Raw genomic sequence first — 15,054 nt, 5'->3', positions numbered from 1 at the left:
CGTGAGAGGACGACATCAGTTATGAATTTTGGATTGTTGAATCTTATTCGCAAAAAAGGCTTAAGCCCCCGGAGGGATAATTGAGCTTACCTATCGCAGTACTAATTTCCGGTGGAGGTTCCAACCTCCAGGCCATTATTGACAGGAAAGAACAGGGCGTTCTTGATGTAGACATCAGGATGGTTCTCTCCAACAGGGCAGGAGCCTACGGGCTTGAAAGGGCACATGCACACGGTATTCCCACTGCCGCCCTCAGTCATAAGGATTTCGATTCACGAGAGGAGTTTGATGCCGAAATGGTGCGCATCCTCAAGAATGCAGGGGTTGAAGCCGTGGTCATGGGCGGGTTCATGCGGATCATCACCCCGGTTTTTCTCAGTGCCTTTCCCGGAAAGATCATAAACATCCATCCGGCATTACTGCCCAGCTTTCCCGGTGTGGACGGACAGGGGGATGCCGCGAAGTACGGAGTTCAACTGGCCGGATGCACGGTCCATTTCGTGGACGAGAAGATGGACCACGGTGCTGTTATCATTCAGGCGGCGGTTCCGGCTTTTCCCGGAGAAGATGAAGAAGAACTGCGTAAACGAATTCTGGATCAGGAGCACCGTATCCTGCCGCAGGCCACGCAATGGCTGGCTCAGGGCCGGTTGTCGCTGGAAGGTCGGTTTGTGAAGCTTGCCGGGGGTGATGTGAGTCCGGCAGAAACAGACGGAGCAAGTCTGGTCAACCCGCCGTTGGAGAAGGGATTCTAGATTATCCGATGAAAGCTGATGCTGATTTTAAAAGCCTGTCCGCATGACGCAGACAGGCTTTCTTTGTTTATCCCATCACTGCAAGCAGCAGTTCCATGAAATCAAGCTCCATTTCGAGCATTTCGTAATCCTTTTTGCGCAGCCATTCGGAGAGCCATGCAAAACGCAGGGCCGGAATGAAAGCGGGCAGGGATTCATAACTGTCATCATCAATGTCGGTGTGTTTGTAGAGACCGTCCATAAATGCCGGGATCAGACCGACTCCAAGGGCCGCCGGGTCCTCAAAGGCCACGCAGCCGATCATGTTGGCCACATCGTAAATCTCGGGCCGTAAACCTGAAAATTCCCAGTCTATTACAGCTCCTATCTGTTTGCCCTTCCAGAGCACGTTCAGGGGATGAAAGTCCCCGTGGCAGAATGCCTTCGGGAGTTGGGGGAATTTTTCCATCTTTGGGAATATCCGTTCACATATCGGCTCGAGTCTCTTGTATACATCCGGATTGCGTTCGGCGATCGTTGTGTTCAGCTGTCGGGAGTAGTCGATCAGGGTAAACCCGTCATCCGTTCCGGCCATGACTTTGCCTGCCGAATGGCTGCGCAGTTGCGCTACGAAGCCTGCAATGGCGGTTCCGCGTTCCCGGTCAGACACGTATTCCGGGCGCGGAAGCTCGTCGGATTCGTAGAAACGGGACAGTTGCCAGGGGAACCCCATCACCTCGGCGGTGAATCCGCCGTCAGTTGTTTTTTCGTAAGGAAGCAGCCAGTCCATGCCGGATTCCTGCAGGGTCTGCAGATTGCCGGCAATGTCCGTCCTTCGTTCAACCTGCGTGCCGGCAATGCGTTCCATCAGCCAGATTCGGTTTTCGGTATCCTCGATTACCGAGCGCGAAACAGCGCGTTCCGGGCTTCCGGGTATATTCCGGTCATTATGCCGTCTGAGGGTTGTAAGCCCCCAGGGCTCAAGTGCGTCTATCATTTGTTTCTCCACAATGTGGCTGGTATAATAAGGATCTGTCTGCGACAGATGTTGAAAACGTTAATACTACGTAGTCCATTGAATAAATTTATGCCGATTGCCCTATCAACACGGCGAAGCCTTGCTGAAAAAGTTTGGGATTCTTAAACCCTTTTCAAAGGGTTTAAGCCCCGGAGGCCTTACAGCCGTTTAACGAGTCTTCGAGTTTAGCGGTCTGTTGAGAGCAGAGATGTCGCCGAAGGCACCCTAAAAAACTTCAGCTTCGAACCACAGAATGTTGGTAGCGGGGTCCTGCCATGCTGTGGGTTCCATCCCGGCCTTGTTGCAGGTCTGGGCAAGAAACTGCTTGCGATCCCACTTCCAGTCCACAGCGACCTGTGGCAGCAGCAGGCCGGACTGCATCCCGCGCTGCATGATCAATCCGTGCCGTCCGATCTCGATTTTTTCCACATCGGTGCAGACCGTGATCGGGCTCAATATGGAAATTTCGATTTCAAGTTCATCGAATTCAGGCAGGCTGACCGGCGGAAAGCGGGGATCTTCGAAAGCTGCGGCCCGGGCCATTCTCCATATGGTTTTGTACAGCGGACCGGAGCCCTGAATGTTGCCGATGCAGCCGCGCAGGTGGCCGTGTTTGTTCAGCGTTACGAACGCCCCGAACTCTTCAGCAAGGTGCCGGGTGGGCGGTTCCGGTACAGCGGCGTCCTTGTCGCCCCTGAGCCTGCTGATGATGCTGAGTCGGACCAGGTCCTTGAGGTAGGACTTCTCTTCCTGAGTCAGGGAAAAACTGAAATTGTCGGACATCCTTATCCCCTTATGCGGATTTTTTTTGGGCGTTGATCTCTTTTAACTTTTTCATGATGTAATCATAGCTTTCGGGCCGGTGCGGAACTTTGCAGCGGGTGCAGTTCTTGATTCCCCCGGACAGTTCATACCTGCCTCCGCAGTCCTCAAGCGGGTAGAGCGGGCAGAAGCAGAACAGGCAGTTGAAAGTGAGGTCATCCCTGACGTCGTGGCAGGGAAAGTATTTGCACTGGCTGTTCCTGAAGAAGCGATGGCTGTTTTCCATGAGCTACTCGCAGTTGAAGTTGTTGACCTTGATGATCACCAGAGTGATGTCATCCTCCTGCTCCATTCCGTCCTGAAACCTGTAGACCTCGGAGATGATTTCCTGCTGGATTTCAGAGGCACTGCGCTCGGCATTTGCGAAAATGAGCCTGTCGAGACGTTCGCGTCCGAACATCTCGTTCCGGCTGTTTCGTGCTTCCCATATTCCGTCGGTTCCGATGAATATGATCACGCCTTCGCTCAGGTCCACTTTGTTCTCTTCGTATTCGCTTTCATCGAAAATACCGAGGGCCAGCATGGGGTTGCCCATAAGGTCGCGCTTTGTTCCTGTGGCCGGGTCGTATACCGAGGCCGGGTCGTGTCCTGCGCGTACATAGGTGGCAGATGTGTTGTCCGGCGAAATCTCCATGCAGAACAGGGTCATGAACCGGCCTGTGTCGCCGATGTCTGAACAGAGCAGCTTGTTGACTTCGCCGATCCGCATTGCCAGAGGCGAATGGTGCCGGGAAGCGTGCTTCAGGTGCGCACGTCCGGTGGTCATGAGCAGGGCGGCGGAAACTCCGTGCCCGGTGACGTCTCCGAGGATGATACCGGTCCCGCCTCTGTCCGGCGGTTCGTAGTAGTCGAAGTAATCTCCGCCCGTCTCATCGCAGGAGATGCTGACTCCGGAAATATCCAGTCCGCAGATCTGCGGGGGCAGTTCCGGGAGCAGGTTGGTATGCACCTCATGGGCAAGCTCCAGAGATTTGCTGATGCGCATATGATCCTGCAGTTTCGGGATCATGGAATTGAAGGCCTTGGCAAGTGTTTCGCGCTCATCGCCGGTCTTGACCTCAACATGTACGGACAGGTCTCCTTCGGAAATCTTTTCGGCGGCCCGGGTCATGTCCAGCAGCGGACGCATTATTTTCCGGCTGCCGAAAAAAGCCACCAGGGAGACGGTAAGCAGGGTAAAGACTGAGGCAGCACCTACCGCCACATAGAGGTTGTTGCTGAGCTCAAGAGTCTGTGCCGCTGCAGAATCCGGGACCTCGGTGATTACCTGCTCAGGAACTATCAGCACATAGCTGCCCTGTCCCCGGAAAGGCGCAAAGGCCCAGACTGAATCCACCCCGTTGTAGGGCATGCGCATTACCCCGGATTTACTTTTGGTGATTGATTCGGTCATGAAGGACATTTTTTTGGGGTCGGAGGATTCAAGGTAGCGGACTTCATTGGGGACCCCGGTCTTCCAGGAAATGATGTCGTTCTGGTGCCCGGATTCGGCCCAGACGCGCAGGGCAACTTTCGAGCCAGATTGTACAGGGCTTACAACGAAAGCCTGAATGTCGTTCGACCACTGGGTTGAGAGGTCTTCCTTACGCAGAAGCTCGACCAGCTGAATGTCAATGGCCACAACTCCGAGGACTTTCCCGTTGCGGCCTCTGATGGGCTTGGACAGGGTGTAGACCTGCTGCCCCGTGCTGGCATCAATGAATTTGTCCCAGACCGTAGTTCCTTGCCTTATGGCTTCCGTGAACCATGCCCGTTTGCGGGGATCGTAGTTCTCGGGATAGTTTCCATGGCCGGGATAACCCATGAGCAGCCCGGAGTTCAGGCAGATGTATATGCGGTGCAGGGCGGTTCCGGCTTCCGTGAAGAACGATTTCAGGTCCGGCTTGAGCTGGTACAGTCTCGCCAGATCAGGATCCTTTCTGAGATATTCCCTGCCTTCGGGGTAGTAGAAAACAGGCTCTTCCAGACTTATGGACGAAGGAATCCTTTCCCCTTTCTCGCTTAATACGTAGTACTGCGGCGAAGGGCCCAGATCATCCGGTTGCCTGCCCATGGTGTTGAAGTCTTCCCGAAAGAATACCTTGGGAATACCGTTCACAGGGTCGTTCAGAACATCTTCAGCTTCCGCCCCGATGGCTTTGAGGGCGAATTCGAGAGATATGGCCTGCTGCTGGACCAGTTTGGCGGAATCCATGGCTGATTGGCGCATTTCACCGGTCAGGATTCTGATCATTCCGGAGCGCAGTGTTTCTGACTGGACCGTGCCCAGTTTCTGGATTCCCTCCCTGCTGAAGTAGGAGACTACCAGCAGAGGGATAAGACTGAAGGCCAGCAGAAGGATGAATAATTTTTTTCTCATATGGTCTTATGAAAAATCAATGGTGGAGGATTTGGCTTCACATTCCCCTTCTTCTGGAAGATCGGAAAAGGGGAATGGCCGGCGGTTCTCGTTGAGCAAGGAGTAACGCAGCAACTTGTAGGCATAGTGACTCAGCCTGTTGCCGAAATCGCGCAGGGCGGCAGCAGGGCTGCCGGTAACAACGCAAAAGGCGAACTGCACGAAGATGGTGCAGTAGGACAGAATTCTGACAAGCTCAAAGGCCAGCATGCAGACCATGGTCCTGATAAATCTCTTTAAAATATCGATTCGGCTTGCAGTCCCTGCGCTATCAGAGAACATGGGGTCTCCTCCCTGTTGGTTTTCAGTCGGAATTATTTCGGAAAGACTCGCCTGTATCTCTTTCCTGTGTTATAATTCAATCGACTTCCGCAATTATTACTGTTTGTTTTGTGGTTCAGTGTATCCGCTTTGAAGCCGGACGGCAACGAAGGATTGAAAATTGCATCAGAACTGGCAAATGATTTGCGGATGCCGGAATACCGGCACCTTGTTGATTCAGGCTTGTGGGAGGATGTCAGATGAACACCGCATTTCTGGAAGAACTGGTCAGGAGAAAGGCAGAAGACATGCAGAGCGAAGGCATTTCATTGGCGGAAGCCATAGATCGTGCCGGGGATGAGATTCTGAAGAGCATGGCCGGGACCGGGCATGGTTCACGGTTCTGCCTGCGTATGTGGTTTAACGGGGCTAAAAAGCGCATCAGCCCGGAAAACACAGCAGTATCTTCCGGGCCGGAGGATGACAAAAAATGTCATCGGATAGGGTTTGTCGCCTAGCGGTAAGCCTGCAACACTTATTTACCTGTCAGCTGCTCATGAACTGAGCCCACAGCTTGCGGTTACGCGGTCCGTCGAACTCGCAGAAAAAAATGCGTTGCCAGGTTCCGAGCATGATATCGCCGTCCTCGATAATCAGCATCTGGTCCGGTCCGAACATGCTGGTCTTGATATGTGCGTCGGAATTCCCTTCAAGGTGTTTGTAGTCGCCATGAAGTGGAACCAGTTTGCGCATGTTCACGGTTATGTCGCGGACCACGCTGGGGTCCGCTCCCTCGTTTACTGTGATGGCTCCGGTCGTGTGCGGGCAGTAGAGCAGCAGGGCTCCGTTTTTCCACCCGTTCTTGCGGAGCAGGGTGCGAACCTGCCCTGTGATGTCGATCATCTCTTCCCGTGAACCGGTTCTGATTTCAAGTGTCTCCATATTGTCCTCCCCAATATGATTAGCATATTCCCGGCTGAGCTGCCGGGCAACTTCTCACTTCCCCTTTCGAAACATGTGGCTGAATCCGGCATCGTAGAGCAGAGATTCGCTGTCCGAGTCCTTGCCGGGCAGGATCAGGAATATCGTCTGGCGCTTGAAGCCGTTCTCTTCTGCGGTTTCCGCCAGTTTGGCCAGAGTTGTTTCCACTGATTTTTCCTCCGGCCAGCCGATGCGGTATCCAATAATGACCGGGGTCTGCGGCTCCATGCCTCCGGCCAGCAGTTGTTCCTGAATTCCGGAAGGATTTCCGGCGGAAAGATATATGCCCATGGCCGATTTGTGTGCGGCAAGCCTTTCCAGACTTTCGTTTTCCGGTACCGGGGTGCGACCTTCCATGCGGGTCAGGATCAGGGTCTGTGTCCCGCCGGGCACAGTGAACGAAGCCCCCGAAGCAGCCGCCGCCGCGCATGCCGAGGTGACGCCGGGGATGATCTCGTATGCTATTCCGGCCTGCTCGAGCAGTCTGGCCTGTTCCTGCACTGCCCCGTACAGGGCCGGGTCTCCGGTGTGCACGCGGGCCACGGTCTGTCCGTTGGAAGCATGTTTAATCATCAGCGCCGAGGTCTCTTCCAGTGACATGGAAGCGGAGTTCTCTACCCTTGCATCCGCCGATGCTGCGGCAATGACAGCTTCCGGAACCAGTGACCCGGCATAAAGCACCAGCCCGGCCTCACGGATGATCCGCTGTCCCTTTACAGTGATCAGTTCCGGGTCGCCGGGGCCTGCTCCTATGAAATAAACCTTACCCATCTATTTCCCTTCGGGCTTGTCGGCCCATATTATCGTTACCGGGTTGTGGGCCTTGAAACGTACATCACCGGCCAGCGGTTCGGAAGTGGAGCTCTGGAGTTGAATGGACTGCCAGCTCCAGCCCAGCGAATCGAATGTTTCCCGCGTGCGCTGCAGGCTGCCCATGAGGATGGCGTGAACTACAATGCGTCCGCCGGGCTTGAGCCTGTCGGCCGCCTCCCGGATTGTTGAATCGTCACGGCCGATTCCGCCGCCGATAAAAATCCGGTCCGGATCAGGTAGTTCCGAAAGAACCTCGGGCATGGTCCCCCCTACCGGGGAAACTGTCCATGCCCGGAATCTGCGGAGATTCTCGCGGATCATCTCCAGCCGTTCGGCACTTTTCTCAACTGCAAAAAATCTGGACTCCCCGGCAATGAATGATCCCTCTATGGCCACGGAACCGCAGCCTGCTCCAAGGTCCCAGACGGTCTGGTGCGGACGCAGGTCCATAAGGGCCAAGCCCGTGGCCCTGACGGGCAGCTTGGTGATCAGCCCTTTCTGGCGGACGAAGCTATCGTCCTTCCTTCCGAAGCACTGCAGGCTTTCTCTTCCGTCTGTGCGGGTCAGGATGACTATATTCAGGTCCGGGCAGGAGAAGTCGGTGAAGTCTTCGAGCGGTCCGCCGGTGATGGTTTCGGACCCTGTATTCAGTTCCGATAGAACCGTCATGGAATAGTTGTCTATCCCCTTTTCAAGAAGAGTCCGGGCAATTGCCGACGGAGTATTCTGTCTGTCGGTGAACACTGCGCAGTTGTACCCCTGCTGCAGGACTGCATATATCGGGAAATAGTCAGTACGGCCGTGCAGCGAAACCGTGCGCAGCTTTGCAGAATTGATCCCCAGCCGTGCTGCACCGATCTGAACTGCCGACGGGGACGGAATGATTCTCACTTCGCCTAGGCCCGGTTGCCGCGAAAGAGATTCCGCAATGCCGAAGAACAACGGGTCTCCGTCGGCCAGCAGCACGACTTTCCTGCCGTTATCAAGCTGTTTCCTGATCTCTTCGGCGTAGTCCTCAACTGGGGAGATAAAAGGAAGTTTGGGCCCTTTATGGTCGGGGAACATGTCAAGAAGTCGTTTGCCGCCGCTTAATATATCGGCCTTAGTGATGATGTCAGCCGTTCCTGCCGGAGGTTCCAGAGAGCCGGGGTAGAGGCCGATTATATACAGGGGATGGTTCATGGCTGACTTATACAATGTATTTTATGGATGTAAAAGGGCGGTATTGTACTTAATTTCCGGTCTGATCTGGTAATGAGAAATAAAACTTACCTGTGTTATGCATTTATGTTATTGTGTAAGTGAATCCTTCCCTGCCTTAAATGGAGGAGATGATCAATGAAAAAACTTATCGCAATAGCTCTCCTGATCGGCGCTTTTCTTACGGCCTTTCACGGTTTTTCCATGACAGCCCCCATGCTGGGCCAGAAGTCCATGTCGCGGGTAAATGACATGCTAGGTACCCTGCGCATAGAGATGGAAGTACCGGTTTCGCCCGGAGGAACCGTTGACCGCGGTATGCCGTATTATGTGGTTGCCGTCCTCGCCGGGGCAGGGGGAATTCTTATTCTGTCAGGTATGCGCGATTCTGAGGATGAAGAGGATTATTACTGATCATATTCCCGTCGAAATCAAATAAATAGTAGTGGATTTCAAGCGCATCGCACCCAGAAAAACGTAATGCATTTTTGCGGGCTTTTTGCATCAGCATTCGGATGAATGTGGCCTGTGATTCCCTGGGGATCATTTCCAGAACCTGCCGGGCAGTGTTGGCTGTGCGGATTTGTGCTGTCAGGAAAGGGGTAAGTCCGAGTTGGGCGCACCAATCAGCCAGTAGCGGGAAGTCGATGGCCCAATCCTTGGCATGGGTGTAGGGGAAGCCTTGAGCATGCTTGACCAGTTTGCCTATGAAAATCGCCCAGTGTACTTTTTTCAGCCGTTTCGCCCTGGCCTGAAGCATGGAAAATTTGAAAAAGTCTGCAGCCTGAACCATTCGGGCCGGGCCTGTTCCCGGAAAATGGTTCAGGTAGAATTCCTCGCTCCGGCGACCGGTGGTGAATACAGCCTCGTCTCCACCGGAAGCTCTTATCACACTCAGAGATTGGGCGATGGATGCTTTCCATGATGCGTGGCTGAAGGGGCGGATTATGCCCTGCGTGCCGAGGATTGAAATTCCGCCGACAATACCCAGCCGGGGATTCATGGTCAGCGCGGCGATTTCTGCCCCACGCGGCACCTCTATGCATACACGGACTGTGCCGCAGAAGTCTGTCCCAGATGCGGAAAGCTCCCGTAATACTCCGGAAATTATCTGCCTGCGTGGTGCGGGGTTGATGGCGGCCTCACCCACTGGAACCGGCAGACCGGGCAGCGTTACCCGTCCGACTCCCCGGCCTCCGCAAAGATCGACTCTGACCTCGTCTCCGGGGATAAGCTCCACCTCTGCGTGAATTTCTTCTCCGTGAGTGACATCCGGGTCGTCCCCCCCGTCCTTTATGACTATTCCGCGGGCTTTTGTTCCAGAAAGCTCTACTCGTGCTATCGGGATACCAAGGGTGCCTTTGACCGGAAGCGGGATTTCCATGGCTGCCGGAACTATTCCGCCAAGCAGGACGCTAAGCGCGGCCATGGCGGCAGCCGTTGCAGCTGAACCTGTGGTGAATCCTTCCCTTAGCGGGGCATCAGTCATCTTCAAGCAACCGTCCCCGGGTCAGGATGTCCTTTCCGAATTTTAGGCGGACCAGATCAACCGCCTTGTCCAGACTGTCCAGCTTCTTGTTTTCTTCTTCGTGCCGGTTGTCTTCTTCCAGCAGAGACAGCTGGCGGTTGCGTTCCTCGAAATTTGAAATACCGATGCCGATGAGCCGGACCGGGCCGATGCAACCTTCGCCGTCGAGCAGTTCACATCCGGTCCTGAAGATGGTCCCGGCGTGTGAAGTGCGCGATTCAAGGGTGCGGCTGCGGGTGATCTGCCGGAAATCTGGGAATTTGATTTTGAGTGTGACGGTACGCCCTTTCTTCCCGTGTTTACGGATGTCTGCAGCAACCCGTTCCGACTGCTTCAGGAGCAGGGTTTTCAGGATATGGCGATCGGACACGTCTTCCCCGAAGGTATTCTCCGCACTTGAGGACTTCATGGGACTGCTCGGAGTGACCGGTGTAGGGTCTATTCCAGCACCCTTTTCATAGAGGATCGGCCCTCGTTCCCCGAATCTCTCTTTCCAGAATTCGGCCGGAAACCTGCGCAGATCTGCAGCATAACGTACTCCGAATGAGTGCAGCTTAGGCAGCGCCATCTTTCCCACTCCGGGGATTTTCTCTACCGGTAGCTGCTTCAGGAAATTCTGTACCTGATGCGGTTCAATAATCGAGATGCCGTCCGGCTTGTTCAGGTCGGATGCTATTTTGGCCAGAAATTTAACCGGCGCTATTCCCACTGAAGCAGTAAGGCCCGTAGCTTTTAAAATGTCATTTTTAACGGAACGGGCCAGTTGCAGCGGGGGGCCAAAGAGTTTTTCCGTACCGGTAATGTCGAGGTAGGCTTCGTCAATGGACGCCTGTTCCACTACCGGGGAATAGTTGTTCAGGCATTCCATGACCTGCTGCGAGATTTCCTTGTAGCGGGCCCTGCTGCCCTGAACCACCTGCAGCTGCGGGCATATCTTCAGGGCCTGCTGTACCGGCATGGCCGAGCGTACTCCGAATTTTCTGGCCTCGTAGGATGCTGCGCTCAACACCGAACGCTTGTGCAGCGAACCAACTCCCACGGGTTTGCCGCGCAGGTCCGGGTTGTCCAGCTGCTCCACGGATGCGAAGAACGCATCCATGTCGATGTGCATTATATATTTCTGATTTTCCATCATGCGCCGGTCTCTCGCCTACAGATCACATCAAACAATATTCGGTGTGATGTTTTGTCCAATTAAATAAAGAGATTAATTGTTGTGTGGAATGGCGTTTTTTTATGAGAATTGGTCGTGTGCCGTGGCAAAGCCACAACAAAAGGTTATGAATTCTTAAACCCTTTTCAAAGGGTTTAAGGCCCCCGGCAGGGTCGCCGAAGGCATTCCTTGCTGAATTTCTGCGATGCGCATCAGGGTTGCGATTCATGGTTTACGCAGGCACTGACGAAATTGACGGCGAGCAGGGGATTGCTGGCAAAGTGAAGGTGTATGTAGCTGCCCAGCGTATTGCGGTTGGCAATGTAGCCTTCGGTTGTGGGAGTATCTCTCTTGCTGGTGACCCTGTAGGACTTCTGCGGCGGCTCAGAAAGTCCTTCCAGAGCTGAATAGTGGAATTCGTGTCCCTTAGCGGTTGTGCCTGCCTGTCCCAGTACGGTGTCCTGTGAAAATTGGATTTCCCTGTAACCGAGGGCCTGAAAACGGGATTGCATGGTGCAGCGGAAAGGAAAAATGCCGCACATGGGAAATACCCGGTCATCCTGACTGATGGACTCCATGAGGTACATGAACCCCCCGCATTCGGCGTATATGGGATGCCCGGCTGCAGAAAATTCAGCGATTGCCCGGCGCAGTTTCGTGTTCTGGGCCAGATCGAAGGCCGAGAGTTCAGGATAGCCTCCACCAAGGTACAAGCCGGAAATGTCCTCAGGAAGCGCACGGTCCTCTATGGGAGAGAAGGGCACAAGTTCTGCCCCGGCCTCGCGCAGCATGCGAAGGTTTTCTTCGTAGTAAAAAGAAAAGGCGCTGTCTTTGGCGAATCCTATGCGGGTCCGGGGAATCATGGGGACTTCATCAAAGCGGGGCGGAACAGGGATGTCCGGCATACCGGCAAGGAGTTTTTCCAGATCAAGGTTGTCTTCAACCCAGTCGGCAAGAGAGTTGTATCTGAATTCAAGGTCCTGCAGATGATCCGGTGTCACCAGACCAAGATGGCGTGAAGGTGTTGCGATCTGCTCACAGCGCGGCAGGCAGCCCAGCAGGGGGATGTCCGTAAGGGACATGGCTTCCCGGAGCGTTTCCTCGTGATTCTTGCTGCCGACCCTGTTGAAGATAACTCCGGCAACAGCAGTTCCGGGATCGAAATTGCAGAATCCCTGAACCAGAGCTGCAGCAGATCTGGCCATGGATCGGGCATCGACAACTAGGATTACCGGCAGGTTCAGTTCCTTGGACAGATGGGCGGTGGAGCCGGTTTCTTCAATAGCTGAGTAACCGTCGTAAAGCCCCATTACCCCTTCGACTATGGTCGCGTCGGCATCCTGGGTGTAACGGGAGAAAATATCGCGCAGGGTGTTGCCGGAAAGCATCCATCCGTCAAGGTTGTGACAGATCCTCCCGGCAGCCCTCGAATGGTGGCCGGGATCAATGAAATCGGGCCCTGTTTTGAACGGCTGGACCTGCACCCCTTTGCGGGCAAGGGCCGTCATCAGTCCAAGGGTTACGGAGGTTTTTCCGCATCCGCTGTGGGTCCCTGCAATGATAAATCCTTTGATAGAGTTCATTGCAACCCTATAGTATTTTTTGCCGGATCAGCCCAGCTTATTTTTATCCAGATAGGCGATGAACTTCTTTGCTTCCGCGAAATCAGGATTGATTTCAAGGCAGGCTGCAAGTTCTTCCCGGACTTTCTTGTAGTTCTGGTCATCGAAAAGAGCGCGGGCCAGATTGTAACGCAGATGTTCGTCTTTGGGGCTCAGGCTTATAGCCTTTGCGTAGTATTCCACAGCCTGCGGAATCATTTTGGATTTGCGCAGGTTGATTCCGAATTCGTTGAACATGTGCTTGTGTTCCCCGGCGAAGGGAGCGTCCATGGCGATCAGGCGGGCAAAGATGTCGTTGGCACGGTCCTTTTCCCCGCGTTCCATGAGGCAGAGACCGACCCCGAAGTTGCCGCGAACGTTGTATTCGTCAACCTTGAGCGCGTTGGTGTACTCCATTTCTGCACTGAAGGTGTTGCCTTGTTTGCGGTAGCGGTCCGCGCGGGCAAGGGTCTTCTGCAGCTCCTTCATGTTGGGGAGAACCTGCTTGTGGTACATCTCCGGTTCGGGATTGTAGTCCTGAAGCAGCTCTTCGTGAGTGATCTCTTCCGCATCACCGGTGGGGACGAAATTATTGTTCAGAGGGCGCACCTGAAAAAGGTCAGTATCAACCTGTTCAACAAAGTAGTAGCCGACCTGCGCAACCCTGCGGGTTGTTGTTCCTGTCCCGACCTTGGCAATTCTCTGGCGAGAGAAAACACCGTTCAAATCTTTGATTTTATCAGTCTCAGTCATTTTCAGCTCCGCATGTATGGGAAGTGTGCTCTTATACTATATTCATTTATTTCGGTTGAGAAGGGAGTTCGATAAAAATGATTATTTTCTTCCGGTCTGTCCGGCTATCCATTTGATCTGCCTGCAGATTCCCATGAGCAGGTTGAACTCGTTGCGTTTGATGTCAATTCTGGACATGAAGCGTCTGACCGGCATCATCCAGTAATCCGGGTTGTCCGCCTTTAAAAAATCGATTGCAAGTAGCGTCTCCTGCAGATTGGTCGCCAGAATTTCCTGTTCTTCAAATGAGGTTGTCCGTTCGTCCGGAGGACCTGAAGGGGTGTAAGGTTTGTCGAGAGCATTTTTAAAACACTCGTAAAGTATTATCAATACGGCTTGAGAAAGGTTCAGGGAGCTGTTGTCCCTGCTGGTGGGTATATTGATAAGGCGGGAACAGAGCTGGGTTTCATCGTTGGTCAGTCCGCGGTCCTCCGGGCCGAATACAACGGAGACCTTTTCCCCGGCACGCAACTGCTCGACAATGAGCGGGGCGGCGGTGGAAGGAGTCATGACTCCCTTGCGCCATCCGCCGGTGCGGGCGGTGGTCCCGTATACCCGGGTCTGTCCCTTGAGGGCTTCTGCGAGGTCATCGGAGATTGTGGCCCGCTCCACAATGTCGCGCCCCTTTGCCGTGGCAAGGGGAAAGGCTTTGTCCATGTCCCATGAATACGGGCTTACGAGCGTAAGGTGGCTGCAACCCATGTTGGTCATGGCCCGAGCGGAAGAACCTACGTTTTCAGGAAATTTTGTGCCGAATAAAACGATATTGAGATTGCTAAGCATTCCCTGCTCCGGAAATTTTATGCTGTTGGAAAGTGGTTTTGCCGATGAAGCGTCATAGAAAGAACATCGGCAGTTGTCCAGTGTCATTTGAGTGTTTTTTTGCAAGCACAATGATTTCTTACAGAAGATATTCCTTGTCTGCTGCGGTTATTCCTGAACGAATTGTGGGTAATTGTTTTGCAAAAGCAGGCAGGCGTAAGTACGATGGCGCTATGAACGAATTGGAACTTTCACCGGAAATACTGGAGATGGCCGCTGCAGCAGGGCTGACTGAAGACCTGTTGCGCGAGCAGTTGTCAGGGAACGATATCCCACGGGAACTTTTGGCAAAATTTGAGGCTGTGTCAGAAAGGACTGTGAAGGCTGTAGCGGAAAAGGATTGATCGGGAAATTTGTCCGGCCCCGGGATGGTATCCTGCGGGGCCGGTGGGTGAAGTTTTGGAGAAACCTGTCCTGGGGAGAGTTGTCGGTCAGGTTATCTGACTGTGGCAGATGGGATGACTGCCCCGTCACTATCGACTTCACCCAGGAGTTCGAAATCCGGGAAAAGGCTGGGGTCAAATGTGTATGAATAGTAGTCTTTAAATTTGATCAAATATGTTTTCCAGCCGTACTGTCTGCGCATTCTAGCCGCTTCTCTGATTACATCTGCCATAACTGCTCCATTTTTGGTCGGGTTAACCTTCACTCAGCGGGCATCTTTCAGATACACGCTGTAGAGGTTCTATTTGCCGTCAACTTCTTCACGGCTTTGGGGGATAGGTAGCGGGGGATTTTTGCGGGAAGTGCACTCCTTCTGAGTGCAGAACCCTTTCAGTGCCTTTTTGAGGAATGATTTTTTGTTCAGTGAAGATATGCTTGCCTGCTGAGTCATGAGGGGACCTCCTGTTTGATGAATGCCTGAGGAGATTAATAGTGAATTTGAGAATCGATTTCAAGTAAAAAATACTAGCATTGCATAAAAATAATG

The 15,054-nt window shown here is 53.6% G+C and carries 19 protein-coding genes; 4 read left to right on the top strand and 15 right to left on the bottom strand.

Annotated features, from left to right (window positions below):
• Positions 1-80: 80 nt before the first annotated feature.
• Positions 81-755, top strand: coding sequence for a phosphoribosylglycinamide formyltransferase (gene purN / locus N7E73_RS07195; RefSeq protein WP_432738370.1), 675 nt, complete (start codon positions 81-83; stop codon positions 753-755).
• Between the two features lie 67 nt (positions 756-822).
• Here the strand turns inward: purN and N7E73_RS07190 are convergent, their stop codons facing one another.
• The 5 genes from N7E73_RS07190 to N7E73_RS07170 form a co-directional block, all read right to left on the bottom strand.
• Positions 823-1,731 (bottom strand): phosphotransferase, encoded by a 909-nt coding sequence (locus N7E73_RS07190; RefSeq protein ID WP_432738369.1) that lies wholly within the window; start codon positions 1,729-1,731, stop codon positions 823-825.
• Positions 1,732-1,977: 246 nt separating this feature from the next.
• Positions 1,978-2,535 carry an AmmeMemoRadiSam system protein A gene (gene amrA / locus N7E73_RS07185; protein WP_432738368.1) on the bottom strand — a complete coding sequence of 186 codons (558 nt, stop codon included), beginning with the start codon at positions 2,533-2,535 and terminating at the stop codon, positions 1,978-1,980.
• Between the two features lie 10 nt (positions 2,536-2,545).
• Positions 2,546-2,800 carry a cysteine-rich small domain-containing protein gene (locus N7E73_RS07180; RefSeq protein ID WP_432738367.1) on the bottom strand — a complete coding sequence of 85 codons (255 nt, stop codon included), beginning with the start codon at positions 2,798-2,800 and terminating at the stop codon, positions 2,546-2,548.
• Positions 2,801-2,803: 3 nt separating this feature from the next.
• Complete coding sequence (locus N7E73_RS07175) at positions 2,804-4,933, bottom strand: SpoIIE family protein phosphatase (protein ID WP_432738366.1); 2,130 nt, start codon at positions 4,931-4,933, stop codon at positions 2,804-2,806.
• Between the two features lie 6 nt (positions 4,934-4,939).
• Positions 4,940-5,254, bottom strand: a complete 315-nt coding sequence (locus N7E73_RS07170) for a DUF4389 domain-containing protein (RefSeq protein ID WP_432738365.1) — start codon at positions 5,252-5,254, stop codon at positions 4,940-4,942.
• Between the two features lie 239 nt (positions 5,255-5,493).
• Between N7E73_RS07170 and N7E73_RS07165 the strand changes: the two genes are divergently transcribed.
• Positions 5,494-5,751: a hypothetical protein gene (locus N7E73_RS07165; protein WP_432738363.1), complete on the top strand. Its 258-nt coding sequence runs from the start codon at positions 5,494-5,496 to the stop codon at positions 5,749-5,751.
• A 28-nt stretch (positions 5,752-5,779) separates the two neighbouring features.
• Here the strand turns inward: N7E73_RS07165 and N7E73_RS07160 are convergent, their stop codons facing one another.
• Genes N7E73_RS07160 through cbiE form a run of 3 tightly spaced genes read right to left on the bottom strand, consistent with a single transcriptional unit; the run spans position 5,780 to position 8,209 of the window.
• Positions 5,780-6,175, bottom strand: coding sequence for a secondary thiamine-phosphate synthase enzyme YjbQ (locus N7E73_RS07160; protein ID WP_432738361.1), 396 nt, complete (start codon positions 6,173-6,175; stop codon positions 5,780-5,782).
• Between the two features lie 54 nt (positions 6,176-6,229).
• A complete protein-coding gene (gene cobM / locus N7E73_RS07155) occupies positions 6,230-6,985 on the bottom strand; it encodes a precorrin-4 C(11)-methyltransferase (protein ID WP_432738360.1) in 756 nt (251 codons plus the stop codon).
• Positions 6,986-8,209, bottom strand: coding sequence for a precorrin-6y C5,15-methyltransferase (decarboxylating) subunit CbiE (gene cbiE, locus N7E73_RS07150; protein ID WP_432738359.1), 1,224 nt, complete (start codon positions 8,207-8,209; stop codon positions 6,986-6,988).
• A gap of 156 nt (positions 8,210-8,365) precedes the next feature.
• Between cbiE and N7E73_RS07145 the strand changes: the two genes are divergently transcribed.
• Positions 8,366-8,641 (top strand): hypothetical protein, encoded by a 276-nt coding sequence (locus N7E73_RS07145; RefSeq protein ID WP_432738358.1) that lies wholly within the window; start codon positions 8,366-8,368, stop codon positions 8,639-8,641.
• Here the strand turns inward: N7E73_RS07145 and cbiD are convergent.
• The 5 genes from cbiD to N7E73_RS07120 all read right to left on the bottom strand — a co-directional run bounded on the left by cbiD (position 8,592) and on the right by N7E73_RS07120 (position 14,084).
• A complete protein-coding gene (gene cbiD / locus N7E73_RS07140; protein ID WP_432738847.1) occupies positions 8,592-9,716 on the bottom strand; it encodes a cobalt-precorrin-5B (C(1))-methyltransferase CbiD in 1,125 nt (374 codons plus the stop codon). The two genes, N7E73_RS07145 and cbiD, sit on opposite strands and share 50 nt — an antisense overlap.
• Positions 9,709-10,890 (bottom strand): DNA polymerase IV, encoded by a 1,182-nt coding sequence (dinB, locus tag N7E73_RS07135; RefSeq protein ID WP_432738357.1) that lies wholly within the window; start codon positions 10,888-10,890, stop codon positions 9,709-9,711. The genes cbiD and dinB overlap by 8 nt, the downstream gene beginning before the upstream one ends.
• 230 nt (positions 10,891-11,120) lie before the next feature.
• On the bottom strand, positions 11,121-12,491 hold the full coding sequence (locus N7E73_RS07130; RefSeq protein ID WP_432738356.1) for a cobyrinate a,c-diamide synthase: 1,371 nt from the start codon (positions 12,489-12,491) through the stop codon (positions 11,121-11,123).
• Between the two features lie 27 nt (positions 12,492-12,518).
• Positions 12,519-13,262, bottom strand: a complete 744-nt coding sequence (locus N7E73_RS07125) for a tetratricopeptide repeat protein (protein WP_432738355.1) — start codon at positions 13,260-13,262, stop codon at positions 12,519-12,521.
• 81 nt (positions 13,263-13,343) lie between these two features.
• Entirely contained in the window at positions 13,344-14,084 is a 741-nt protein-coding gene (locus tag N7E73_RS07120; RefSeq protein WP_432738354.1) for an RNA methyltransferase, read from the bottom strand.
• A 212-nt stretch (positions 14,085-14,296) separates the two neighbouring features.
• Here N7E73_RS07120 and N7E73_RS07115 point away from each other — a divergent pair, with 212 nt between their 5' ends.
• Positions 14,297-14,467, top strand: coding sequence for a hypothetical protein (locus N7E73_RS07115; RefSeq protein ID WP_432738353.1), 171 nt, complete (start codon positions 14,297-14,299; stop codon positions 14,465-14,467).
• Between the two features lie 92 nt (positions 14,468-14,559).
• On the opposite strand, the gene N7E73_RS07110 is transcribed toward N7E73_RS07115, so the two are convergent.
• Both N7E73_RS07110 and N7E73_RS07105 read right to left on the bottom strand, forming a co-directional pair.
• Positions 14,560-14,739 carry a hypothetical protein gene (locus N7E73_RS07110; protein ID WP_432738352.1) on the bottom strand — a complete coding sequence of 60 codons (180 nt, stop codon included), beginning with the start codon at positions 14,737-14,739 and terminating at the stop codon, positions 14,560-14,562.
• Positions 14,740-14,808: 69 nt separating this feature from the next.
• Positions 14,809-14,958, bottom strand: a complete 150-nt coding sequence (locus N7E73_RS07105; protein ID WP_432738351.1) for a hypothetical protein — start codon at positions 14,956-14,958, stop codon at positions 14,809-14,811.
• Between the last annotated feature and the right edge of the window lie 96 nt (positions 14,959-15,054).

Origin of the sequence: Maridesulfovibrio sp. FT414, from assembly GCF_050916235.1 — a bacterium.
In the GTDB taxonomy this organism is placed as follows: Bacteria; Desulfobacterota; Desulfovibrionia; order Desulfovibrionales; family Desulfovibrionaceae; genus Maridesulfovibrio.
Note: the sequence above shows the minus strand (reverse complement) of the source record. Positions and strands in the feature narration are given on the sequence as shown.